Origin of the sequence: Chryseobacterium lathyri, from assembly GCF_003290185.1 — a bacterium.
Lineage (GTDB): Bacteria > Bacteroidota > Bacteroidia > Flavobacteriales > Weeksellaceae > Chryseobacterium > Chryseobacterium lathyri.
This window is the reverse complement of sequence record NZ_QNFY01000004.1, coordinates 320,596-344,149: the sequence shown is the minus strand read 5'-3', so window position 1 is coordinate 344,149 and position 23,554 is coordinate 320,596. Positions and strand designations below refer to the sequence as shown.

At 38.2% G+C, this 23,554-nt stretch carries 17 protein-coding genes; 5 read left to right on the top strand and 12 right to left on the bottom strand.

Translation table 11 applies throughout. The features are described from left to right. Nucleotides 1-52 precede the first annotated feature (52 nt). Complete coding sequence (locus DRF61_RS07565) at nt 53-3,400, bottom strand: methylmalonyl-CoA mutase family protein (RefSeq protein ID WP_111955610.1); 3,348 nt, start codon at nt 3,398-3,400, stop codon at nt 53-55. Between the two features lie 187 nt (nt 3,401-3,587). Between DRF61_RS07565 and DRF61_RS07560 the strand changes: the two genes are divergently transcribed. Then, on the top strand, nt 3,588-3,920 hold the full coding sequence (locus DRF61_RS07560; RefSeq protein ID WP_111955608.1) for a hypothetical protein: 333 nt from the start codon (nt 3,588-3,590) through the stop codon (nt 3,918-3,920). Here the strand turns inward: DRF61_RS07560 and DRF61_RS07555 are convergent. Continuing rightward, on the bottom strand, nt 3,917-5,029 hold the full coding sequence (locus DRF61_RS07555) for a DUF3667 domain-containing protein (protein WP_111955606.1): 1,113 nt from the start codon (nt 5,027-5,029) through the stop codon (nt 3,917-3,919). The genes DRF61_RS07560 and DRF61_RS07555 overlap by 4 nt on opposite strands. Before the next feature lie 345 nt (nt 5,030-5,374). On the opposite strand from DRF61_RS07555, the gene rplM reads away from it, so the two are divergent. The 3 genes from rplM to rpsB all read left to right on the top strand — a co-directional run bounded on the left by rplM (nt 5,375) and on the right by rpsB (nt 7,168). After that, complete coding sequence (gene rplM, locus DRF61_RS07550) at nt 5,375-5,830, top strand: 50S ribosomal protein L13 (protein WP_034706094.1); 456 nt, start codon at nt 5,375-5,377, stop codon at nt 5,828-5,830. Nucleotides 5,831-5,836: 6 nt separating this feature from the next. Then, a complete protein-coding gene (rpsI, locus tag DRF61_RS07545; protein WP_045501218.1) occupies nt 5,837-6,223 on the top strand; it encodes a 30S ribosomal protein S9 in 387 nt (128 codons plus the stop codon). A 183-nt stretch (nt 6,224-6,406) separates the two neighbouring features. Beyond that, entirely contained in the window at nt 6,407-7,168 is a 762-nt protein-coding gene (gene rpsB / locus DRF61_RS07540; RefSeq protein ID WP_111955604.1) for a 30S ribosomal protein S2, read from the top strand. 110 nt (nt 7,169-7,278) lie between these two features. On the opposite strand, the gene DRF61_RS07535 is transcribed toward rpsB, so the two are convergent. From DRF61_RS07535 to tsf, 9 genes are all read right to left on the bottom strand, one after another. Beyond that, nucleotides 7,279-7,716, bottom strand: a complete 438-nt coding sequence (locus tag DRF61_RS07535; RefSeq protein WP_111955602.1) for a DUF6759 domain-containing protein — start codon at nt 7,714-7,716, stop codon at nt 7,279-7,281. A gap of 5 nt (nt 7,717-7,721) precedes the next feature. Next, the gene (locus DRF61_RS07530) at nt 7,722-8,420 is read right to left on the bottom strand and encodes a DUF6759 domain-containing protein (RefSeq protein ID WP_223560391.1); all 699 of its coding nucleotides are present in this window, start codon (nt 8,418-8,420) and stop codon (nt 7,722-7,724) included. A gap of 20 nt (nt 8,421-8,440) precedes the next feature. Beyond that, nucleotides 8,441-9,118, bottom strand: coding sequence for a tRNA (guanosine(46)-N7)-methyltransferase TrmB (gene trmB, locus DRF61_RS07525; protein WP_111955600.1), 678 nt, complete (start codon nt 9,116-9,118; stop codon nt 8,441-8,443). A gap of 97 nt (nt 9,119-9,215) precedes the next feature. Next, nucleotides 9,216-9,989, bottom strand: a complete 774-nt coding sequence (locus DRF61_RS07520) for a DUF6759 domain-containing protein (RefSeq protein WP_111955598.1) — start codon at nt 9,987-9,989, stop codon at nt 9,216-9,218. Between the two features lie 196 nt (nt 9,990-10,185). After that, nucleotides 10,186-10,974: a hypothetical protein gene (locus DRF61_RS07515; RefSeq protein WP_111955596.1), complete on the bottom strand. Its 789-nt coding sequence runs from the start codon at nt 10,972-10,974 to the stop codon at nt 10,186-10,188. Between the two features lie 161 nt (nt 10,975-11,135). Continuing rightward, a complete protein-coding gene (locus DRF61_RS07510) occupies nt 11,136-14,528 on the bottom strand; it encodes a T9SS type B sorting domain-containing protein (RefSeq protein ID WP_167409410.1) in 3,393 nt (1,130 codons plus the stop codon). A gap of 114 nt (nt 14,529-14,642) precedes the next feature. Beyond that, complete coding sequence (locus DRF61_RS07505; RefSeq protein ID WP_111955592.1) at nt 14,643-17,486, bottom strand: T9SS type B sorting domain-containing protein; 2,844 nt, start codon at nt 17,484-17,486, stop codon at nt 14,643-14,645. Nucleotides 17,487-17,623: 137 nt separating this feature from the next. Continuing rightward, nucleotides 17,624-20,479 (bottom strand): T9SS type B sorting domain-containing protein, encoded by a 2,856-nt coding sequence (locus DRF61_RS07500; RefSeq protein ID WP_111955590.1) that lies wholly within the window; start codon nt 20,477-20,479, stop codon nt 17,624-17,626. A gap of 278 nt (nt 20,480-20,757) precedes the next feature. After that, nucleotides 20,758-21,585, bottom strand: a complete 828-nt coding sequence (gene tsf / locus DRF61_RS07495) for a translation elongation factor Ts (protein WP_111955588.1) — start codon at nt 21,583-21,585, stop codon at nt 20,758-20,760. Between the two features lie 144 nt (nt 21,586-21,729). On the opposite strand from tsf, the gene DRF61_RS07490 reads away from it, so the two are divergent. Continuing rightward, entirely contained in the window at nt 21,730-22,488 is a 759-nt protein-coding gene (locus DRF61_RS07490) for a DUF6759 domain-containing protein (RefSeq protein ID WP_111955586.1), read from the top strand. Between the two features lie 62 nt (nt 22,489-22,550). Here DRF61_RS07490 and DRF61_RS07485 read toward each other — a convergent pair whose 3' ends face one another. Then, nucleotides 22,551-23,507, bottom strand: coding sequence for an acetyl-CoA carboxylase carboxyltransferase subunit alpha (locus tag DRF61_RS07485; RefSeq protein WP_111955584.1), 957 nt, complete (start codon nt 23,505-23,507; stop codon nt 22,551-22,553). Nucleotides 23,508-23,554 lie beyond the last annotated feature (47 nt).

Here is a 23,554-nt window from a genome sequence, read left to right as displayed (position 1 = left end):
GGTTTAATTTATAAGTTGAATATTGCTCAACAATGTTTAAAATTGTCTGGGTTTACATATTTCTTCTGTATTTACCACCCACTTCAAATAAAGCATTGGTAATCTGTCCAAGAGAACAGTATTTAACAGCATCCATCATCACGGCAAATAAGTTTTGCTGGTTGATGGCTGCATATTGCAATTGTTTTAAAGCTTCTGCAGATCTGTCTTCATTAGATTTTTGGAAATTATGTAAAGTTTCGATCTGAACCTGCTTTTCTTCCTCAGTAGAACGGATAACTTCCCCCGGACGTACTGTTGGTGAGCCGTCTTTTCCAAGGAACGTATTCACTCCGATAATCGGATATTCTCCTGTGTGTTTCAACCATTCATAATGCATCGATTCTTCCTGAATTTTTGAACGCTGGTACATGGTTTCCATGGCGCCAAGCACACCGCCTCTTTCCGTAATTCTGTCGAATTCTGCGTAAACTGCTTCTTCCACAAGATCCGTAAGCTCTTCAATAATAAATGATCCTTGAAGAGGGTTTTCATTCTTAGCTAACCCTAATTCTTTATTAATAATTAACTGGATCGCCATCGCTCTTCTTACAGACTGCTCAGTCGGCGTTGTAATAGCCTCGTCGTAAGCATTGGTGTGAAGAGAATTACAGTTATCATAGATTGCGTAAAGTGCCTGCAGCGTCGTTCTGATATCATTGAAATCAATTTCCTGCGCATGCAGCGAACGTCCTGAAGTCTGGATGTGGTATTTCAGCATCTGGCTTCTTTCGTCTGCTCCGTATTTCAGCTTCATAGCTTTTGCCCATATTCTTCTTGCTACACGGCCGATCACTGAATATTCAGGGTCGATACCGTTAGAGAAAAAGAATGACAAATTCGGGGCAAAATCATTGATATCCATTCCTCTTGACAAATAATATTCCACGTACGTGAAACCATTTGCCAAAGTAAATGCCAGCTGAGAAACCGGGTTCGCGCCCGCTTCTGCAATGTGATATCCTGAAATAGAAACGGAGTAGAAGTTCCTAACTTTTTCCGTGATAAAATATTCCTGAACGTCACCCATCAAACGAAGGGCAAATTCAGTAGAGAAAATACAGGTATTCTGAGCCTGGTCTTCTTTTAAAATATCAGCCTGAACCGTTCCACGAACTGTCGCAATGGTTTTAGCCTTAATTTCGGCATAAGCTTCAGCAGGAATCACTTCATCTCCTGTAATTCCTAATAATTTTAATCCTAAACCATTGTTGGAAGGAGGAAGTTCACCGTTGTATTTTGGTCTTTCTAAGCCTCTATCATCAAATTTTGCTTTTAGAGCTTTTTCAACATTCGCCTCAAGATTATGTTCGGCAATATATTTTTCAACATTCTGATCGATGGCTGCATTCATAAAGAAAGCCAGCAGCATTGGAGCAGGACCGTTGATGGTCATAGAAACCGAAGTCATCGCATTTACCAGATCAAATCCGGAATACAATTTTTTTGCATCATCTAATGTTGCGATAGAAACTCCCGCATTTCCGATTTTACCATAAATATCTGGTGGTAAAGCTGGATCTTGTCCGTATAAAGTTACAGAGTCAAACGCTGTAGATAGACGTTTTGCATCCATTTCCGCAGAAACATAATGGAATCTTCTGTTGGTTCTTTCAGGACCTCCTTCTCCTGCAAACATTCTTGTCGGATCTTCTCCTGTTCTTTTGAAAGGATAAATTCCTGCAGTGTACGGGAATCCTCCGGGAAGATTTTCCTGACCCTTCCATTTGATCAGATCACCCCAGTCTGTGTATTTTGGTAAAGCAATCTTTGGAATTCTTAAGTGGGATAAAGATTCCGTTGAAGTTTCCACTTTAATTTCCTTTCCTCTTACAAAATAAGAATAAAACTCTTCGTGAAAAGCTTTTTTCGTATCATCCCAGGTTTTTAAGAAGTCGATATTTTCCTGCTGAAGATCTTTTTCTGCTTTTTGATATTCAGCGTCCAGGGTCTCATTCGAAAGGAAGCTTTTTACCCCTTCAATATGATACATTTTTCTGGCTAATTCAGCCTGCTTTTCAACGTTGGCGTCATATTGTCTGTTGTTTTCAACGATTTCAGATAAATAACGAACTCTTTTTGGAGGAATGATGGTTACTTCGTCTGTAATTTCCTGTTCAACAAAACCTTGTAAGTTTAAACCGGAGAATTTATCATTTACTTTTGCAACTAATCTATTGTATAATTCAGTTGTTCCGTGATCATTGAACTGAGATGCTTTTGTTGCATAAACAGGCATGTCATCCAACTGCTGTTCCCATAACAGATGGTTTCTCTGAAACTGTTTTCTAACGGCTTGAAGGGCATCAAGAGCCCCACGTTTATCAGATTTATTTAATGCCACTAAATCAGCATAATCTAGCATGTCAATCTTCTCCAACTGCGTAGAAGCTCCGTATTCAGGAGTCATGACGTACATTGAAACATCCGCAAAATCAGACACTTCAGAACCGGACTGTCCGATACCCGAAGTTTCCAGAATGATAACATCAGGATGAGCCAGTTTCAAAACATTCAGTGCAGAATGAATAAACGGAGAAACGGAAACATTGTTTTCTCTTGTGGCCATCGAACGCATATAAACTCTAGGATCATTGATCGCATTCATACGGATTCTGTCTCCCAAAAGAGCACCTCCTGTTTTCTTTTTAGAGGGGTCAATGGAAATGATGGCGATTTTTTTATCAGGATTTGAACGGATAAAACGTCTTACCAGTTCATCTGTTAATGAAGATTTTCCCGCTCCACCAGTACCTGTGATACCAATGATAGGAATATTTAGATCTTTTGATTTTTCGTCAATTGCTTTTACCAGTTCAGGTTTTTCTTCTGAGAAGTTTTCGACGGCGGAAATAACTTTAGCGATGCTTGTGGAATTTTCAAAACTGATTGAATCCAGATCACCAGCGGTTATATCTTTTCCTGTCGCGAAATCCGATCTTTTAACCAAATCATCGATCATGCCCTGCAGGCCAAGTTCACGGCCGTCATCCGGAGAATAAATCCTGTCGATTCCGTAAGACATGATATCCTCAATTTCTTCCGGCAGAATTACACCGCCGCCACCGCCAAAAATTTTGATCTGCGGGGAGTTTTTTTCTCTTAAAAGGTCGTAGATATATTTGAAATATTCATTGTGGCCGCCTTGGTATGAGGTTAATGCAATAGCATTGGCATCTTCCTGGATCGCTGTGTTAACAACTTCCTCAGCTGATTTGTCGTGTCCCAGGTGGATCACTTCACATCCTGTTCCCTGGATCACGCGGCGCATGATATTAATCGCAGCATCGTGTCCGTCAAATAATGACGCCGCTGTTACGATTCTCACTTTGTTGGTTGGAGTATATTTTTGGGTTTCCATAAAAAAATCTAGAAAATTTCTGAATTTTCAAATATAATAATAAAATAAGAACCTTTTGGTTTTGTTTAATGGTTTGATTTTAAGATAGTTGATTGCAGGTGGCGGGTTGTTATTTTCCCAACTTAACAATCATTCGTTTAATAATGACAAGTAAATTCTTTATTTTTGCACCATTAATATATAGAGTATGAAAAAGGCTTTGATGTACTTTGCTTTAGGAACTGTTCTTAGTTTCCTGATCAATTATTTTTTTTACAGTTCTGATAATGTAGGTCTTGATATATATTATGCCCTGTCTTTTGGGATAGCATGGGGAATTGCTTATTATCTGGATACGCCCAATTTTACATTGCCGCAAAAATTAGGTATTTCCTTTGTCGCAATGGGTATTTTGGTGCTCATTGGAACATTCATATTCAACCTGGAGCTTGCCATTCCGTCTATCCTGAAGTTTTCCACGGTTTTTGTAGCCTATTATCTTATTGCTAGTTTTAGGGCAAACAAGTCCCTGCGTAGTTAATGCATTAATAAAAAGCTAACGATTCCCAAGCCCATTAATAAGAATGTAAATAAAACGGTGTTGATAAAGAATAGAATAGCACCTACTAAAATAGTCAGGGCAGGGTGCGTGCGGTAGGTCTTATAATGAGCTACAAAAAAATAACATCCTGCATAAACAGTAGCTCCTGTAGTCAGCAACCATTTCATAATAATGGCAAAGCTGCTTGTTTCATCAAAATAGCTAAACACCTTATTCAGTACAAAAAGAAGAAGGGTCAGCAATAATAAAAAGGAAAAATAATGGAGAGTAAAAACACCATGGTCAAAATACCACCACTTTTTTTTACTGTGAAATATCCATAGCAGAAAAGCAAACAGAGGAAGGTATATGAAAAGAGCTTTTGGTAAATTGTGAACCGAACTCTTAATAAAAAGATTGATAATCTCACTAGGAGAATGGCCTTTTTCTTCCAATTCAAAGATTTTAGCTACGAAAGGGCGAAAAGTCTGATATTTGTGTCCGTTCTTTTGATCTTTCTTATCAAAATCCTTCATAGACTGCAGTCCTAAAGATTTTGTAATGCTCTTATTCTCTTTAAATATATTTTCAACATCTACATCATCTTGAGCTGTATTTTTAACTTGGCTGGAATCTAATGCACGAGTCAGCATTCCGCCGGTAAGGGAATCCGCCTTTAGTGCTTCCGGAGACTGTAAAGCCTCATTTACAGCTTTATTTTTAGCGGCTTCTTTTTGAATCTCTTTATTGATTTCTTTTGCCTGACGGGAATTTTCCTTTCCGAAATTTAAATCTGTTATCTGAAATGAAATAAAGAGAAATGTTATAAAACTGATAAAGATGTAAAGCTTCACCGGCGGGACAAACTGCTGTCTTTTTCCTTCGAGATACACCTTTGTAAGTCTTCCAGGCTTAAAAAGCAGATTTTTCATAGTTCCCCAAAACTGGCCGTCATAATGTGTGAAGTCTTCAAAAAAGTGAGTGAACAGATAGTAAAAAGGATGGCGGCTTTCTATATTTTGCTGTCCGCAGTGCGGGCAGAATCTTTCTTCAACCTGGTGCCCGCAGTTCAGGCAGGTTTTATCTTCTCTTATTTTTCCGTGGCTCATGGATAGTTTGGGACTATGATTTGGACACAAATATAAATATTTCGCCACATAAAATAATCACATTAATAAGCTTTAAAGGAAATCTTTAAAGTAAAGTTAATAAAGTCCGAGTTTAATATTCAAACTCTTTGTGTTTTTATGTGTGTTTTTAGAATTTTGAAATGTTTTTAATTAGTCATCATTTTATAAGTCATATATCAAGTCAATGGTTGATAATCAATTAAAAGGAATTGAAATCCAGAGATAGTACAGATTAAATAAAATATGTTTTTGGGTTACGAAAATAATTTGTACCTTTGCACACCCTTTTAGGGGAAAATTATGTTTAATCTTTAACTAAAACGTGTGAATACATTAAGTTACAAAACTGTTTCAGCGAACAAAGCTACTGCTAATAAAGAATGGGTTGTGGTAGACGCTGAAGGACAGCCGTTAGGAAGACTAGCTTCTACGGTTGCAAAGATTTTGAGAGGTAAGCACAAAACGAACTTTACACCTCACGTAGATTGTGGTGATAACGTAATCGTTTTGAATGCTGGGAAAATTACGCTTTCCGGAAATAAGTGGGCTGATAAGACTTACATCTGGCATACAGGTTACCCTGGTGGACAGAAGTCTATGACTGCGGCTGAACTTCAGAAGAAAGATTCTTTAAAAGTATTGGAGAAGTCTGTAAAAGGTATGTTGCCAAAGAACAGATTAGGATCTGCTTTATTGAAGAACCTTTATCTATATGAAGGAACTGAGCACAAACATGAAGCTCAACAGCCTAAAACAATTAATGTTAACGAATTTAAATAATTAATTATGTCTATAGTTCACAAAATCGGAAGAAGAAAAACTTCTGTAGCAAGAGTTTATGTAAGACCAGGTTCTGGTGTTATTACAGTAAACGGTAAAGATGCTGCAACTTATTTCTCTACAGACGTGATGGTTTACAAGTTGAACCAACCGTTTATCCTTTCTGAAACTGTTGGTCAGTATGACGTTACCGTAAATGTTTTCGGTGGTGGTAATACAGGTCAGGCAGAAGCTATCAGATTAGGTATTTCAAGAGCTTTATGTGAAATCAATGCTGAATTCAGATTAGCTTTGAAGCCAGCTGGTTTACTTACAAGAGACGCAAGAATGGTGGAAAGAAAGAAGCCAGGTCAGAAAAAAGCAAGAAAGAGATTCCAATTCTCAAAACGTTAATTTTCAGACTTCAGATTCAAGATTTCAAATTTCAGAATATATTCGGTTTGTGGTCTTGTATCTAATATCTATTTATCAAAACAAAAAAATTGCCCGTTACGTTTAGCATCCAAACACTTCTCCCATCTAAAGAAGTTGTTGATTGTTTAAAAGACGGAAAGTAAACTAACAAAAACAGAAAACATGGCAAAAGCAAATGTAAAAGACCTTTTAGAGGCTGGCGTACACTTCGGTCACATGACCAGAAAGTGGAATCCAAATATGGCTCCATACATTTTTATGGAGAAAAACGGTATTCACATTGTAGACTTACATAAAACAGCAGTTAAATTAGATGAAGCTTGTAGTGCTTTAGAAAAATTAACTTCTGCAGGTAAAAAAGTTCTTTTCGTAGCTACTAAGAAGCAAGCGAAAGAAGTGGTTGCAAAACACGCTTCTGAACTTAATATGCCTTATATTACAGAAAGATGGCCTGGAGGTATGCTAACGAACTTCGTTACAATCAGAAAGGCTGTAAAGAAGATGAACCATATCGACAAAATGAAAAAAGACGGTACGTTCGAAACTTTATCTAAAAAAGAAAGATTACAGGTTGACAGACAAAGAGCTAACCTAGAGAAAAACTTAGGTTCTATCTCTGACATGGTTCGTCTTCCTTCTGCAATCTTCGTTGTAGATATCATGAGAGAACACATCGCTGTAACTGAAGCTAAGAAATTAGGTATTCCAGTTTTCGGTATTGTTGATACAAACTCTGATCCTAGAAAAGTAGACTTCGTTATCCCAGGAAACGATGATGCTTCTAAATCTATCGATATGATCCTGAACATTGTTTCTGATTCTATCAAAGAAGGACAGTCTCAAAGAAAAGCTGATAAAGAAAAATCTAAAGAAGAAGGAGAAAAAGTATCTGCTGAAACAGATACTGATTTCGATGCTGAATAATTAAAGATTTTCTTTAATATATGAAAAACGCTGGATTTCTATCCAGCGTTTTTTGTGTTTTCATATTCTGATATATAAGAGAACCCCTCTCAACTTGAGAGGGGTTTATTTTAATTGCTGATCTTTATAGCATAAGATGTGGTAATATACTTTGTAGAATCATAAGAGGAGTTACAGAGCATTCCGGAGAGTCTGTAGTTCCGGTTTTTAGGCACCATTGTATAACCCACTTTACCAGAGCCTATCGGGATCTTTTTAAGGAAGCCGGTGCTGCTCACAGTAAGGACCATATTGCAGGGAGATTTATTTTCCACCGAAATAGAAGTTCTGGGATTGCTCGGAGAATCCTCATTAAGAAGGTCTGTTAAAACATCTGCTGTTTCAGGTTTATAGGTCTTAATAAGCTCTGCGTATTCTCTTTCCGTACTCATCACAGTACTTCCCGGACTTGAAGGAGTTCTTATAGGATAGCTGGGATAACTGCTGTAGCTGGCACTGCAGCTTATAAGGATAAGTGAAATTCCGGAGAAAGTGGCTAGCTTTTTCATTCAGTTTATTTTTTTGATCTTTTCTTTTTTGAAGGTTTCACAGGTACAGTTTCCTTTTGATCTTTTGCTGCATCTTTATTGGCATCAGGCCTGGGTGTACCGGGATTTTCAATCACTACAAATATACTTTTTTTTATGTCTTTCTGAGAGGAGTATTTTACATCACAGACATTACTGTTCAGGGTATAAGAACCTTTATTGAGAATGATAAAATTTTCACCATGTGCAGGAACTGCCAGGTTGTAGAAATTTTTTCCTTCAATTCTCAGGATGATATTGCAGTCCGAATTATTTCTAAATAGAAGCACAGCCTCTTTACTGGTAATATCTTCATCAAACATAGCATTCAGAAGTTTTACCGTTTTATCTTTATGCTGATCAGAAGTTTCGGCGATGAGTCTTTTAAACTCTTCCGCATCATTAGAGTTGGAGTTTCTCAAAAATCTGTTCGGAATATCAGTCATTACCGGCCTGGCTTCCATTGGTTTTGCGGTTTTAGCCCCTTTTGTCCAGTTGGAATTCTTTAAGGCAATAAGTTTAGGTTTTAGCACATATCTTTTAGGGTCATCAGGGTGTGCATTCTTAAGGTAGTCTTCAATTTCCTTTGTATTTGTGCTTTTTAGGATATCCTTGTGTTTTTTCTGCGCCGAAGCGGAACCCGAAACCAGGAAAAAGAAGAGGAGGGTCGTTAAAATTTTTTTCATCAATTTGTTGTGTTATTCCATTAGCTTATCCGGAATTTTATATAAGTTATTGTTTTTCCTTTAGCAGAGAAAAGCTCTTCATAGTAGGTTTTTATATCTCTGAGATGTTCCGTATTCGGATCGTACTCAGGAGCGCCATAAATGTCGTGGTGGGCTGTAATGATTTCATAACCGGCACCCTGCAAATAGCCTAATGTATAGCCATGCAGAAATTCTGAATCCGTTTTCAGATGGATGATTCCACCTGGCTTCAGGAATTTTTTGTATCGTTCTAAAAAGTCAGGATGAGTAAGCCTGTGCTTTGTACGTTTGTATTTGATCTGAGGATCAGGGAACGTGATCCATATCTCGTCAACCTCATTTTCTGCAAAAAAATGATCTACAAGCTCAATTTGTGTTCTGAGAAATGCTACATTATTCATTCCGCTATCCACAGCTTCCTTGGCTCCGAACCAGAATCTGGCTCCTTTAATATCTATTCCGATGAAGTTTTTTTCAGGGAATGTTTTAGCAAGCCCTACAGAATATTCTCCTTTTCCGCAACCCAACTCAAGTACGATTGGATTTTCGTTCTTAAAGAAATCCTTTCTCCAGTTGCCTTTAAGCGGAAAACCATTGAGTGCATCCTCTCTCGTAGGTTGGATAACATTTGGTAAAATCTTGTTTTCAGCGAATCTTGCTAATTTATTTTTGCCCATCGAGTCATTTATAAAATCCTGCAAAAATAGCAATTTTTACATAGATTACCTTGCCTTTTAGACATAAAAGGCAGGTCTCGACAGATTTTAGGAATGCTTACTGAGTTGGAGAACTTCCCAATGTAACCATTATAGCTTTTTCGATTGTTTTTTGAGAAGCATACTGAGCGCCACAAACGAGACTTGTGAAAAGATACTGGCCCTTATCTATAACAATCGTACTGTCATCATGGGCAGGAACGGCAAGCCTGTATTTGGTAGTTCCAACACCTTCCATTCTCACAATGATATTACAGTCAGAATTGTTTTTGATCAGAACTATACTTGTTTTGCTGTTTGGATCGTTGTCGAACAGGGAATTTAATATTTTGACCGTTTTATTTTTGTGCTCCACCGGATTTACAGCCATCAGTAGATTAAACTCCTCAGCTTCGGCATTCGGAACAGCGACATTGGCGGATGTATTAACGACAAAAGCATTTTGAGTGGTACTTGGCGTATACACCACCGTAGATTGTTTGGCAGCAAGTTCTGCTTTATATTTGGCGATCTGTTTCTGTTTGATAATGGCGTTCATTTCATCAAAACTGATCTTTGTAGACGGTCTTCTTTTCAGCAAAGCAAGCATTTCCTGCATGTCTTTTACTTTTTGGTCTGCAGGATGAGCATCTTTAATGTATTGCGTCATCATTTCCATCACTCTGGGTTTCAATACAGACCGGCGGGGATCATCGGGGTGGGCATCTCTGAGAAAAGCATTGATCTCATAGATGTTTTTACTTTTTAAAATATTCGTGTAGTCTTTCCCTCTTTTTTGGGCAGATAAGTTAAAAAACAGAACAGAAACAAATAGTAAAAGTAATTTTTTCATTAACAAATATTAAGTTAAAAGCTGATGTTCTTTCTTAATTTGTGTTTTTGGGTCATTAGTTTATTACAATAACGAAATACAATTGTTTTTATTTTAGATACGTCATTGTGAGATAAAATTAAACATATTTTTAAATAAAAAAAGAAATGTATACTATAAATTATTAAATAGTATACATTTCCTAAAATATAAAAGTTTATTTAATGACTTCCTGAAGATTTGAAGTCTTAAGCCTTTTCTGATAGATCGGGAGGTACTTTTCGATAGGAATTTTTATCGCCTCAAAATTACCGGACAGGACATACGCTTCAATATTTTCTGAAGTATAAACAAACTGAAGGAAATTATCAATAAGGTTGTCAGGGATTTTGAACTTGGCAAAATAATCTTTACCGAGATAATTCTTAATTTGGGCCACAGAATTATTCATTCTTTCATAGGCCATATAACGTTGTTTTTTCTTTCTGTCTCCCGAAAGGATATCATAGATGCTTTCCAGGCTGAAAGTAAGTCCGCCGTCTCTTAATCCCGCAACCGGAAGTTCAGGAGAGGTTCCGTCACCCTTAGGCTCAGGCAGTCCAATCACTTTTTTGATAGCCAGTCCTTTATCTTCTTTTCTTATAGAATTTACGTCATACCTAAGATTTCCCGTAGGCTTGAACCTGCTCAATACAATTTCCTGTATCTCGTAATAAGCAATTTTCAATTCAATTAAATTTTTCTGCTGCATCATCTGGGGAGTAAGCTTTACATCTTTTCGTTCTGTGACGATAGACGTAAAACGGATCACATCTCCGGGAACGGCAGGTATATTATAAGTACCGTTATAATCAGTAAGTACCGTTTTTTGGGTATTCAGATTGGTTACGTAAACCTGGTTAAGATACAAGATCGAGTTGTCTCTTAAAAATACCTCTCCGGAATATGTCTGTGCATTGATTTTTGCCAGAAAAACCAGCATCAATAGGGTAATTAGCTTCTTCATATAATTAGGGCAAAATTACGTAGAAATACGGCAATTTATACCTATTAAGATAGTGATTACAGGTTAAAGTTATATTAAACTTTAATACTTAACTGTTAATGAATGTTATAAATAATCATAAATAAAAACGATATCATGAAATTTGAACTAAAATCATTTCGTTACTTACGTTTTACCAGTAGCCAGCTTGTATATTTTATAGGAATAGAGGTGCCAAATTCTGTCCAGGATATGAAATACCAGTAGGTAGCGGTTGGTACAGGCCTTCCGCCCATGGTTCCGTCCCAGGTATACCGGTTGCTTGGGCTTCCTCTGAAGATTTCTGCCCCATAGCGGTCAAATATTCTGAATTCCAGGTTCGTATTACTCATTAAAGCGGAATAGTCTATCACATCATTGTGTCCGTCACTGTTAGGAGTAATGGTATTGATGAGATTGATGATGGCAAATGCTTTTTCTACTTCACCACACAGCTTAGAGTCTCTTACAAAGACCTTGTGAGCTCCTCTTGGCACATTGTTGAACACATTTGAGCTCTGCCAGCTTACTCCGTCCAGAGAATATTCATATGGAGGTACACCGCCGCTTACACCCACCGTTACTGTAGATCCGTTGATTTCAAGAGAGGTAATAACCGGGAGAGGTGATTCTATAACATTAACATATTGCTTGTAAACACAACCATTGAATGTAAGCTCCACCCAGTAGCTCCCCACAGGAACATTGGAAATAGAAGGAGAAGTGGCTCCCGTACTCCATAGGTATTTTTCAAACCCGGGACCTGCATCTAATGTAGTGGTAGCTTTTAGACAAATGATCTTGTCTTTTAAAATATCAGATTTCTTAGGGGCTTTAACGGTGATTTTAATAGAACCAACCTCAGGACAGACCCCATTTTTTTCAAATCTGATATAAAAGGTCTGGGTACCTGTACTATTAACGGTTGCTGATATAGGATTAGTGTCATTCTGGGCATCAGCTAAACTTCCATGGAAAGTATAAGTTACATTTGGATCTGCTGTAAACTGTGGAATAAACTGTGCAAGATCAATCGCCTTTATTCCGTCAAGATCATCATCACAAATGCTTGTTACGGCTGTATGTGTTAATAAAGGAATACGGGCTCCTATGCTGAACTGTAAAGGTTTCACAACAACAGCACAGCCATCAGGAGATTCAACCCTGATGTAAATGGTTGTTGTGGCTGTATAGCTCCAGTTATTAGGAAGGGTATTGTTGTTTCCTGCATTAGCATCAGCAAGAGATGCGTAATATCTTACGTTGGTAAAGTAACCGGGATTATTCAGTACAATGCCTGTTATACTGGATAAAGTAACGGTGACGGTTCCATCCATATTGTCATCACAGAAAATACCGTTATAATTGTTCGGTACAATAGCTACGTTATATAAAGAAAGGGTAATTTGGGCAATACTTTTACAGCCCAGATTATTTTTTACGACAGCATATACAATAGTGCCGTCTGGTGCGGTATAGGCATTCGTCGAGGTGATAAGGGCTCCCGGGTTTTCTGTCTGCGCATCAGCTAAGGTAGGGTAATAGGTAATAGTTACCGGTGAGTTATTGGTTACATTGGCGGAAGTAAGGTTAAAAGTTCCCTGGCCATTAATATTACAGGCATGTAATGTAGCATTTGTTACGATAAGAGCCAGAACATTAACGGTGACGGTTACTGTTTCACAGTCCGTAAAAACAGGATCATCACCGCAGAAAGTATAGGTAAAAGTATCTGTCCCCGTACTTCCTGGAGTATTAACAGTATAAGTAATGATTCCGGTTACAGGATCGATTACAGCTGTTCCCAGTGTAGGAGCATTCACAATGGCTACCGTAGAAGGGACGGGAGTTTGTGCAGAGCTGCTGAATGTAGGGGTTATCGTTTTTGTGCTGCAGACATTATAGGTGGTGGCGGTCAGTTTGGTGCAATTAAGTACTTTGAACTGTTCTGTCACCAAAGGTGCACATTTCCCCATCGTCACGGAACAGGTGTAATATCCGGACTGTGTGGGGCTAATGGATGATCCTGTGGCTCCGGGAATAAGAGTTCCGTTTACATACCACTGATAAGTATCGTAAATAACAGGATCTACTGTAAGTACAATGCCGGGAGCACAGCCTCCTCCTGAGCTTAAAATAACGGGCTGTGTAGGAAAGCCTGCAAAAAAACCTCCATATCCTACAGCATTACTCCCTGCATTAATTCCAGCGGTGATTGCTTTGTCAGAAACTATAGTGATTGTGCCGGTAACATTAGGAATACCGTATGTAACCCAGTTGGCGGTGCCTGTCATATTAAATGGACCTGTTGTTGCCGGTGGAACAGCGCCGTTTACCGTGACATTGGCTCCTTTTTCTGTAATAAGATTCAGCTTTGTTGGAATATTAAGGATTCCTGAAGGGTTGGCGGTTGAATGAACAAAATTCTCATCAATAAAACCTAATTCATTAATCTGTTTGGGAAGATAGCAGTTCAGTGCCGGAATAAAATTGAATCCGCCGGTTGCTACTTCACTTCCTGAAACGGAATCTCCGGCAAGAATCTGATAGACATAAGCATTTTTGGATGTTTTAAGGTAAAGGTTATAATGGACGCCTGCCTGTAGTTTAAACTTTGAATCAGGAATAATAAAATATTGTCCTGCATTTATAGTAGTAAGGGGAGGAATTTCATCATTGACAAAGATCTGCGTATTATTCTCAGTAGCAATAACAATAGCTCCTTCCATATTGGATCCAATTCTGCCGTTTCCCTTTACCAAAGCAAACTCAGTTCCAAGCCTTTCGACAGGAACAGCCTGATCCATTAAAATATCAGAGCTTGAAGGGTAGTTTCCTGCATATTGACCGTTGAAATTTCCGTTGGTAATATTGACTGGTTTATTGGCAGTGATCTTAGCTCCAATGAAACCATCAGTGTTTATTGTACCCACCCCGTCTATAATGTATGACTGTCCTTTATTAAGAGTAAAAGTCATTGTAGGGTTTGTGGTTCCGGTAGTACCGTTCGAGAACTGTACGGTTGGCTTATATCCACTTACTGTAACTGTTGTATTGTCCTCTGTTGCAAGAACGCTGGCCATAAAGTTTAAGATAGGATTACTGACCGTAATGGGAGCATTGGCAACATAAAAGTTTTTTCCTGTAGAAGGTATTCCTTTAGAAGTAATAATTTCAGCGTGGTTGAACACAGAAAACCTGAGATTGGCATAAAAAGGAAATTCTGCTTTTAGATATAGTCCTTTCGTTGTAGGAGTAAACAAATCTGCCTGAAGGGTAGTGATAATATATTTCCTTAATACATCAAATTTCTGGGGATTATTTTTACTGATGGTTACCGTACCGATAAGTACATTGTTATTATAAATATTTACCGGGAAAGGAGTTGTTCTGTTTGTCGATAAGTATAATTTCTGATATGGATTAGGACTGATGCTTCTATCCATCATGGGTGCAAACCAATGTTCCCTGTCCAACTGTGCGAAGGCAAAGGCGAAAAAACAAAATATAAACAAAAAAGATAAATTTTTTTTCATTCAGCAGAGGGAGTTTAACACAAATTTAATAATAAAATGGATTTATACGTCGAAAAAGTAATAAAAAAACCGCGATGATAAAACCGCGGTTTGGGAAGTTGTATTTTTCAGCGTTTACTCTCTGCTTTTGACAAGAATCCAACCTGTATATTTTACAGCAGTCTGTTTGCCAGCAGGTTCATTCCAATGGATCTCAAACCAGTAATTTCCGGTAGAAACTCTTTTGCTTCCGCCTAAAGTTCCGTTCCATTTATAGCCATTTGATTTATCTCCCTGGAATATTTTGCTTCCATATCGGTCAAAAATGGTGAATTCCAAATTCTTTTTGCCTGATAATAATGAATAATCGAGGACATCATTGACCCCGTCTTCATTAGGGGTAATAGCATTGATCAGATTAGGAATGGTAATTTCTACTTTTATTGGATCGCAGTTATAACTGTCTTTCACATATACTGCAGGTGTCCCTCTTGCCACATCTGTGAATATGTTGGTATCCTGCCATTGGATATTGTCCAGTGAGTACTGGTATGGAGGAGTTCCGCCTATTGCATAAACGGTAACAGTGGTATTTGAAATATCAATATTGGAAACAACCGGCTGTTCGGAAGCATATACCTTCACAGTCTGAAGCGTTACACAATCGCCCGTTTTCAATTTTACCCAATAAGTTCCTACACCAACATTCTGGATGGACTGTGTTGTAGCACCTGTGCTCCATTCGTAGCCATTGAAACCAGGTCCGGCATCCAATGTTGTTTTGTCTTCTATACAAATAATCTTATCAACAAGAACAGTAGACTTTACAGGGGGAAGAACGGTAAGTGAAACCTCTGCAATTCTGTAGCAGCCGTTTGCATTGATTACTTTTACATACGCAACTCCGGTAGGGGCAATATAAGTTGCTGGATTTAAGATTTCATTCGTACTGTTGTCCGCATCTGTAGGAGAAGGATAATATTTCTTGGTTACTCCCGGCTGTACAGTTACTGAAGCGTTAGTAAGGTTAAATAATCCTGTCGCTGGATTCGCTTCCAGATAACAGGTTCTTAAAGAAGCATTATTAACAATCGGACTCTCAGAAACTGTTAAATTTAATGTTACCTCCTCACAATCTGTAAAGTCAGGATTATTTCCACAAAACTTATAAACAAATGAGTCTGGTCCTACATAAGTATAGGCAGGGGCATAGCTTATCACCCCTGTCACGGGGTCAACTACAGCATTACCATTAACAGGAGGTGTAACGATGATTACACTGCCTGGTACCACAGATTGTGTTGAATTTGTAAATGTTGGAACAATCAGCTTAACGCCGTCGCAAACCGTTTCATTCAATGTAGTTTCCGTAAGGCAAGTAAATACTTTATACACGGGAGTAGTTATTGGCGGACATGAGCCTACCGTGATCTTTACAGTATAGTTACCCGATTGTGTCGGAATATAAGAGTTGGCTACAGCTCCGGTAATGGGAGTGCTATCTCTGTACCACTGGTAAGAATCAAAGCTGTCATCCACTTCCAGAACAATTCCAGGAATACAGTCGCCGGTCTGTTTGGCAATAACCGGAATGGAGGAAAATCCTGCGAAATATCCACCATATCCTACCACGCCACTTCCTCCGGAGATTCCTGCTGTTACAGCTTTTGAAGAGGTTATTGTTACGTTTCCTGTAACATTCGGTACAGAATAGGATACCCATGATGAAGTTCCTGAGACAGGATAGGGTCCCTGAGCAGCAGGAGGGGTAGCACCGTTAACAGTAACTGCGGCTCCTGTTTCTGTCAGGATATTTAATTTAACATTGTTGGTTGTAGGGGGAAGGATGTTAATATTTCCTATTTCATCAATTCTTCTTGGAAGATAGCAGTTCAAAGGTGGGATATAATTGAATCCAATTGTTGCGTTACTTGTTGCAACACCTGCTAATAGCTGGTACACGTAAACATTTTTTGTTGTTTTAATGTACATATTGTAGTGGTTATTACCCTGATTGATGTAATTGGTATTGGATAACTTATTCACTCTGTAGCTTTCTCCTTCATTCAATGTGATTACCGGAGTTGCACCATTGTTAATGAATACCTGGGTACCGCCTTCTGTAGCAACAATTAACGCATCCTCCATTCTTTCACTGATATCTCCGTTTCCTTTTACAAGAACGAATTCATTTCCCAGTCTGTCTGTAGGAACAGATTGATCCATGACAATATCTGCTCCATCAAAAAAGCCACCCGGCGGAATAATAGCGAATTGGCCATTAAAATTTCCGTTAGTTACAGAAATCGGTTTATCAGCCTCTATTTTGGCACCGATAAAACCTTCTTTATTTCCGGCTCTATCGCCAATCCCTTCAATGATATAAGACTGGCCTTTATTGAGGGTAAAAGTCAGAGTTGGATTGCTTACACCCGTCCATCCGTTGGTAAATATAACGTCGGGAGAGTAATCTGAAACAGTAACGATAGTATTATCCTCTGTAGCCATCACACCGGTAGTAAAATTCAGTGCAACGATAGGATTTTCTATGGGCGAAACTACCGCATAAAACTTCTTGCCGATCCCTGCTTTTCCTTTAGATGTCAGAATTTCTCCATGACTGCTTACGGAAAACCTTAAGGTGGCGAAATAAGGTTTTGTACCTTTTGTATATATCCCTTTGCTTACCGGAACGAAAAGTTCAGAAGTATTGCTGGTAATAATGCTCCCTAAAGGAATGATAAATGTCTGAGGGGCCCCTTTGGAAACCGTTACTGTTCCCAGCAGGACGTTATTACTGTAAATTTCCACAGGAAATGGAGTGGTAGAATCCGTGGAGAAATATAAAGCCTGCTGTGGATTGACAACATTGGTGCTCCGTGCCGCCATCGGAGCAAACCAATGCTCCGTATCTCTTTGTGCAAAAAGTGGATTAGCTGTTATAAACAGCAATAGAAAAGTTAGTAAAAATATTTTCATTTATATGGGAATTAGGATTGTCGCAAAAATAGGAGAATATTTCATTTGGAATTATAAAATATATATAAAATATTGATTTTTGATCAAAAAAAACCGCGATTTCAAATCGCGGTTAATTATTTATTGTTTAAAATGGTTTATTCAATGTTTTTTACTAAAATCCATCCTGTATAGTGAATAGGAGTTTTTTCTTTGTTGGTTTCATTCCAGTTGATATGATACCAATAGGTTCCTGTTACCAGCTTTTTGTCATAATGTTTTCCATCCCACTTGTAATTATTGAATTTGTTTCCGGTAAATACCATATTTCCGTATCTGTCATAAATTACAAAAGAAAGGTTTTCCTTATAAGCTAAATCACTATAGTCAATAAAGTCATTTTTATTATCACCATTAGGAGTAATGGCGTTTAATAAATTAGGAACCGTTACTTCTACTGATGTAGGATCGCAATTGTAAGCGTCCTTCACATAGAAAGTATGTTGGCCTCTTGTTAGTCCTGTGAATACATTAGAATCCTGCCAGTTGGATGGCGAATCTACCGCAAATTTATATGGGGCTTTTCCTCCGTTTATAACTACTGTTGCTGTAGTGTTAGAAATTTCGATCTTGGTAATTACCGGATCTTCAGCTTTTTTTACTCTTACAATCTGTGGCAGCAGGCATCCGTTTTTGCCCAGAACTACAGTATATTCTCCAATACCTACATTTTGAATGGAAGGCGTTGTTGCTCCGGTACTCCATAGATAAGAGTCATATCCAGGACCTGCATCCAGATTTGTTGTTCCGTCCGCACAGATATACTGGTCAACAAGAATTGGCGATTTTTTTATAGGAAGAGCAATCAGCTGAATTTTTGCATTCGCTGTACACCCTTCGTTAGTGGTAACTTTTACATACACAAATCCTCCAGCAGACGGATAGTTCTGAGGGACTGTGATCTCGTTAGTTCCTGCAGTAAGATCGGCCAATGTAGGATAGTATTTTTTAACTACTGCATTATAGTCAGTAACGCTGGCTTTAGTAAGATCAAAATAAGCATATGGGTCTACATCATATTGACATGCCTTGAGTATTGCATCTCTCACTACGAAAGGGACTACGGTAAGATTTAAAGTAACCTGCTCACAATCTATAAATTCAGTAGCATTACCACAGAATTTATAAACGATCTGATCTGCACCATAATAGTTGGCCGTAGGAGTGTAGGTAATCGTTCCGTTTGAATTTATTACAGCTGTACCATGTGCTGGCGGAGTAATAATCACCAGTGTACCTGGTACAGGAGTCTGTGTTGAAGATGTGAATGCCGGTGTAATAACCTTCGTAGAACATGCATTCAGTGTTTGTGTCGTAAGTTTTAAACAGGTAAATACCTTATAGATTGGGGTAGTAACAGGGGGACATGTACCCATTGTTACTTTTACCGTATAGTTTCCAGAAGTTGTAGGGGAAAATGTATTGGTCGTTGCCCCCGCGATAGCTGTTCCGTTCAGGAACCACTGGTACCCTTCATAAGTATCATCCACTTCAAGTACAATACCGGGAGCACATTCTCCGGAACGCTTGGTAATTACCGGAATTGAAGAGAATCCCGCAAAATATCCACCATATCCTACAGCACCACTTCCTGCAGAAATACCTGCGGTAACTGCTTTTGTTGAAATAACAGTAACGTTCCCTGTAATATTAGGAATAGAATAAGATACCCATGCTGTAGTTCCTGTTGCAGAGAAAGGACCCTGTGTAGTTGGAGGGATAACTCCATTTACGGTTACAGTTGCTCCTGTCTCAGTAAGTATGTTTAGTTTCACGTTTTTTGTACCACTGGAAAAAGTTTCAGGGAGTTCATTGATCAATCCTATCTCATCGATTTTTTTTGGAAGGAAACAGTTCAAAGGCGGGATGTAATTGAATCCTTCTGTTGCCGTACTGTTTGGAAGACCAGCCAAAAGCTGATAAACATATGCATTTTTAGAGGTTTTGATGTGCATATTGAAGTGGGAACTTCCCTGATCAATGTATGGGAATACATAGGTATTGTTTGGTCCCTGGCCTACTCTTACCCATTCTCCTTCATTCAGGGTTTGGATAGGAGTGGTAGATCCGTTAAGAAAAACCTGAGTATCATTTTCAGTTGCGATAATCATTGCGTCTTCATCCCCGTCATTGTTGTCTCCGTTTCCTTTTACAAGAACGAATTCATTTCCTAGCCTATCTACAGGAACGGATTGGTCCATAATAATATCAGAACCTCCGGATCCTGCGCTTGGAGGCAGGGCAAACTGACCATTAAAATTTCCGTTTGTAAGTGATATAGGTTTGTCGGATTCTATTTTGGCACCGATAAAGCCAGTGGCATTAGCACCCGTATTGTCCCGGCCTTCGATAATATATGCCTGCCCTTTATTAAGGGTAAATGTCATTGTTGGATTTGTGGTTCCTGTAGTACCGTTGGTAAACTGAAGGCCTGCATTATAGCCTGAAACTGTAACGTGAGTATTGTCCTCAGTAGCTAGAACCCCTGCAGTGAAATTTACATAAGTAATAGACTGTCCGGTCATTGGAGTAGAAGCAGCATAGAATTTCTTCCCGATTCCTGCTTTCCCCTTAGAGGTTAATATTTCTCCATGGCTGGTAACACTAAATCTGAAATTTACATAATATGGTTTTGTCCCTTTAGTGTAAATTCCTTTACCAATGGGGGTGAACATTTCAGACGGAGCAGAAGTGATCATTTTATCCGTTGTAAGCTCATACACTTTAGGATCACCTTTCATAATGGTTACTGTTCCAAGCAGTGCACCATTGCTGTAAATTTCTACAGGGAAAGGCGTTACTGAGTCTGTAGAAAAATATAAAGCCTGTTTAGGACTGAGCAAAGCGGAGGGTTTTGCTGCCATAGGCGCAAACCAGTGCTCTGTATCTCTTTGTGCAAAGAGCGTGTTAATTGATAAAAGAACTAATACTAAGCTGAGTAGAAATCTTTTCATGTGTCTGGAATTAGGATTTATACAAATTTAAAATAATATTTGAAATAGTGTTAAATAAATATAACAAAAGTTAAAAATTAATCATGATTTTTAATTAAAAGCCATCCGTAATATAAAACTGCTAATTTCGTATCAGCCTCTGTACAGATGATCACATCCCGGTAAATATCAGCGGAAGATTTCTTCCGTTTACTTTTTCCTCTATTGTTTTGACTGGCATAACACATAAAAAATCCCGGTGAATTTCACCGGGATCTGTATTATTCTTTGAAAGATGATTAAGCTAAGCTTACTCTTACAAAACCTGTTACTTTAAGGTCTGCATTTACAGATTTTACATAGTCAGCTACAGAAATAGAGCTGTCTTTGATGAAATCCTGGTGTACCAAAGTGTTGTCTTTGTAGAATCTCTGCATTTTACCTTTCAGTATATTGTCGATAATGTTTGCAGGCTTACCTTCTTCAGTAAGTTTATGTCTTTCGATTTCCAATTCTTTGTCGATAGTTTCCTGAGAAACTCTGGTTTCGTCAAGAGCGATTGGGTTCATTGCAGCAGCCTGCATAGAAACAGCTTTAGCCACTTCGTCAGCTCCGTCTACCTTAGCAGAAAGGGCAGTGATAGCAGCGATTTTGTTTCCAGCGTGGATGTAAGCTCCCAGGTAAGGTCCTTCAATTCTTTCGAATGCTCCGATCTCGATTTTCTCACCGATAACTCCTGTCTGCTCAATTAATTTATCAGCAACAGTAAGTCCGTGGAAGTCTGTAGCTAAAAGTTCTTCTTTAGTAGCTGCGAAAATAGCCATTTCAGCTAATTCGTAAGCAAGCTCGATGAAAGCTTCGTTTTTAGCAACGAAGTCAGTTTCGCAGTTTAGAGAGATGATCACTCCTAAAGTGTTATCCTCGTTTACTCTGGCGATTACTGCACCTTCAGAAGATTCTCTGTCAGCTCTGTTTGCAGCAACTTTCTGTCCTTTTTTTCTAAGGATATCTACTGCTTTTTCGAAGTCTCCTTCTGCTTCAACTAAAGCTTTCTTGCAGTCCATCATACCTGCACCTGTTTGGTTTCTTAATTTTGCTACGTCTGCAGCAGCTGGTGTATAAGACATAATATGTATTATTTTTTTATTTAAGATTAGTATTAATTTTTAGCTTAATTTTAAAGCAGTGCAAAGATAATGATTTTAATGATAAACTAAAAAATGACTTTTCACGTTATTGATATATTTAATACTATTTTAAAGACCTGATTAATGAAAAAAATCTTTCTACTTATATTTCTATGCATTTTTACCTTAGGTTTCTCCCAAAAAAAGAAAAAATCGAAATCTAAGGCTGTTGTAGAAAAAGAAACGGTAATCATCTATACAGAGCAGGATGCCGAAGCTTCTAAAGAGGCCAGAGTGATCGCCGGTTTTCTGAAACAAAACCCCGGACATGCCAAAACTGATTATTTTAAAAGAAAATTGATTGAAATGATTATGGCCGATAATTCTCCTGAAGCCAAACCTACGATTAAGCCGATCAGTAAAGAGAAAATAGAAAAAATTGTTCAGAATAATGAGCTTAACAGCGGTAAAGTGATAGCGGCCAATAATAAAACATCTGTTGAAAATAAGAACACGGATAAGATAAATGATGCTATAAATGCTTTGAAAGAAGAGAGACTGGCAAGTGTTGGTTCCGCAAGTTCCGCCAAAACTGCCGGGGTTGCCAAATCAGAAGCTAGTGAAGCCCATAAAAAAACGGCAGCAATGCTTACCCACATTTTTAATAATGATATGAATAAGAATGAGGCTTATGTCAATATCAAGAACAGATCAAGCTGTAATCTGATCGTAAAAATAAGTGGAAAAAAATATTATAATCTAACGGTTCCCGCCAAGGGACAGAATTTTATTCTGATAGATAAAGGGGAGTATGTACTGACTACAATGGTGTGTGATGCAAAATATTCTTCGATCAAGAAAGTTACTCAGGATATTGAAATTGCACTCAACGTAGCTGATTAAGATTAATTAAAACTAAACTATAAGTAAAAACGGTTAAGAAATTTTCTTAACCGTTTTTTATTTTATCCTTTAAACTGTCCCATTGCAATGAATTTCTCCTGCCTTTGGGTTTCAAGTTCCTGTCCTGAGAACTTTGAAAAAGCTTTAATATTCTGTAAAATAGAATGCTTAAGGTTCAGATAAGCTACTTCAGGATCATATTGAGCACCTCCAAGGGGTTCTTCAATAATACCGTCGATGAATTTTTCTCTTAAAGCATCTTTCGGGGTAAGGTTTAATGCATTGGCTGCATCTTCCTTATGATCCCAGTTTCTCCATAAAATAGAAGAGCAGCTTTCCGGTGCGATTACAGTGTACCATGTATTTTCAAGCATGTATACTTTATTTCCGACTCCTATTCCCAAAGCTCCGCCACTTGCTCCTTCACCGATAATATAAGTGAAAATAGGAGTTTTAAGCTGAACCATTTCAAAAATATTTCTGGCAATCGCTTCTCCCTGTCCTCTTTCTTCAGCTTCTAATCCAGGATAAGCTCCCGGTGTATCTACTAAAGTCACTACAGGGATTTTGAATTTTTCAGCAAGCTTCATTAGTCGTAAAGCTTTTCTGTATCCTTCAGGATTTGGCATTCCGAATCTTCTGTACTGTCTTTCTTTAGTGGTTCTCCCTTTCTGGGTTCCTATGATCATTATTTTCTGGCCATCCAATGTTGCTAAACCGCCGATCATTGCAGGGTCATCTGCGAAATTTCTGTCACCGTGAAGCTCCAGAAAACTTCCTTTATCTACCATTCCGTTGATATAGTCAATTGTATAAGGACGATCAGGATGGCGGGATAGTTGTACTCTTTGCCAAGGGGTAAGATTTTCGTAGATTTCTTTTTTCTTTTCCAAAATCTTGTCCTCAATCTGGCTGCATGCTAATTTTACATCAACACCACTTTCTTCTCCTACTAAAGAACAAGTCTGAAGTTGATCCATCAGATCTTTTATAGGAAGTTCGAAACTTAAATATTCCATTTCTTGAAGTAAATTAAATCTTTCAAATTTATGAAAAATTATGAAAA

What these genes read in the sequence shown, in the direction of transcription:
- DRF61_RS07505 (WP_111955592.1), bottom strand. Translation starts at nt 17,486, where the DNA reads ATGAAAATATTTTTACTAACTTTTCTATTGCTGTTTATAACAGCTAAT.
- DRF61_RS07560 (WP_111955608.1), top strand. Translation starts at nt 3,588, where the DNA reads ATGAAAAAGGCTTTGATGTACTTTGCTTTAGGAACTGTTCTTAGTTTC.
- rpsI (WP_045501218.1), top strand. Translation starts at nt 5,837, where the DNA reads ATGTCTATAGTTCACAAAATCGGAAGAAGAAAAACTTCTGTAGCAAGA.
- DRF61_RS07535 (WP_111955602.1), bottom strand. Translation starts at nt 7,716, where the DNA reads ATGAAAAAGCTAGCCACTTTCTCCGGAATTTCACTTATCCTTATAAGC.
- DRF61_RS07555 (WP_111955606.1), bottom strand. Translation starts at nt 5,029, where the DNA reads ATGAGCCACGGAAAAATAAGAGAAGATAAAACCTGCCTGAACTGCGGG.
- DRF61_RS07530 (WP_223560391.1), bottom strand. Translation starts at nt 8,420, where the DNA reads ATGAAAAAAATTTTAACGACCCTCCTCTTCTTTTTCCTGGTTTCGGGT.
- DRF61_RS07520 (WP_111955598.1), bottom strand. Translation starts at nt 9,989, where the DNA reads ATGAAAAAATTACTTTTACTATTTGTTTCTGTTCTGTTTTTTAACTTA.
- DRF61_RS07515 (WP_111955596.1), bottom strand. Translation starts at nt 10,974, where the DNA reads ATGAAGAAGCTAATTACCCTATTGATGCTGGTTTTTCTGGCAAAAATC.
- DRF61_RS07500 (WP_111955590.1), bottom strand. Translation starts at nt 20,479, where the DNA reads ATGAAAAGATTTCTACTCAGCTTAGTATTAGTTCTTTTATCAATTAAC.
- DRF61_RS07565 (WP_111955610.1), bottom strand. Translation starts at nt 3,400, where the DNA reads ATGGAAACCCAAAAATATACTCCAACCAACAAAGTGAGAATCGTAACA.
- rpsB (WP_111955604.1), top strand. Translation starts at nt 6,407, where the DNA reads ATGGCAAAAGCAAATGTAAAAGACCTTTTAGAGGCTGGCGTACACTTC.
- tsf (WP_111955588.1), bottom strand. Translation starts at nt 21,585, where the DNA reads ATGTCTTATACACCAGCTGCTGCAGACGTAGCAAAATTAAGAAACCAA.
- DRF61_RS07490 (WP_111955586.1), top strand. Translation starts at nt 21,730, where the DNA reads ATGAAAAAAATCTTTCTACTTATATTTCTATGCATTTTTACCTTAGGT.
- trmB (WP_111955600.1), bottom strand. Translation starts at nt 9,118, where the DNA reads ATGGGCAAAAATAAATTAGCAAGATTCGCTGAAAACAAGATTTTACCA.
- DRF61_RS07485 (WP_111955584.1), bottom strand. Translation starts at nt 23,507, where the DNA reads ATGGAATATTTAAGTTTCGAACTTCCTATAAAAGATCTGATGGATCAA.
- DRF61_RS07510 (WP_167409410.1), bottom strand. Translation starts at nt 14,528, where the DNA reads ATGAAAAAAAATTTATCTTTTTTGTTTATATTTTGTTTTTTCGCCTTT.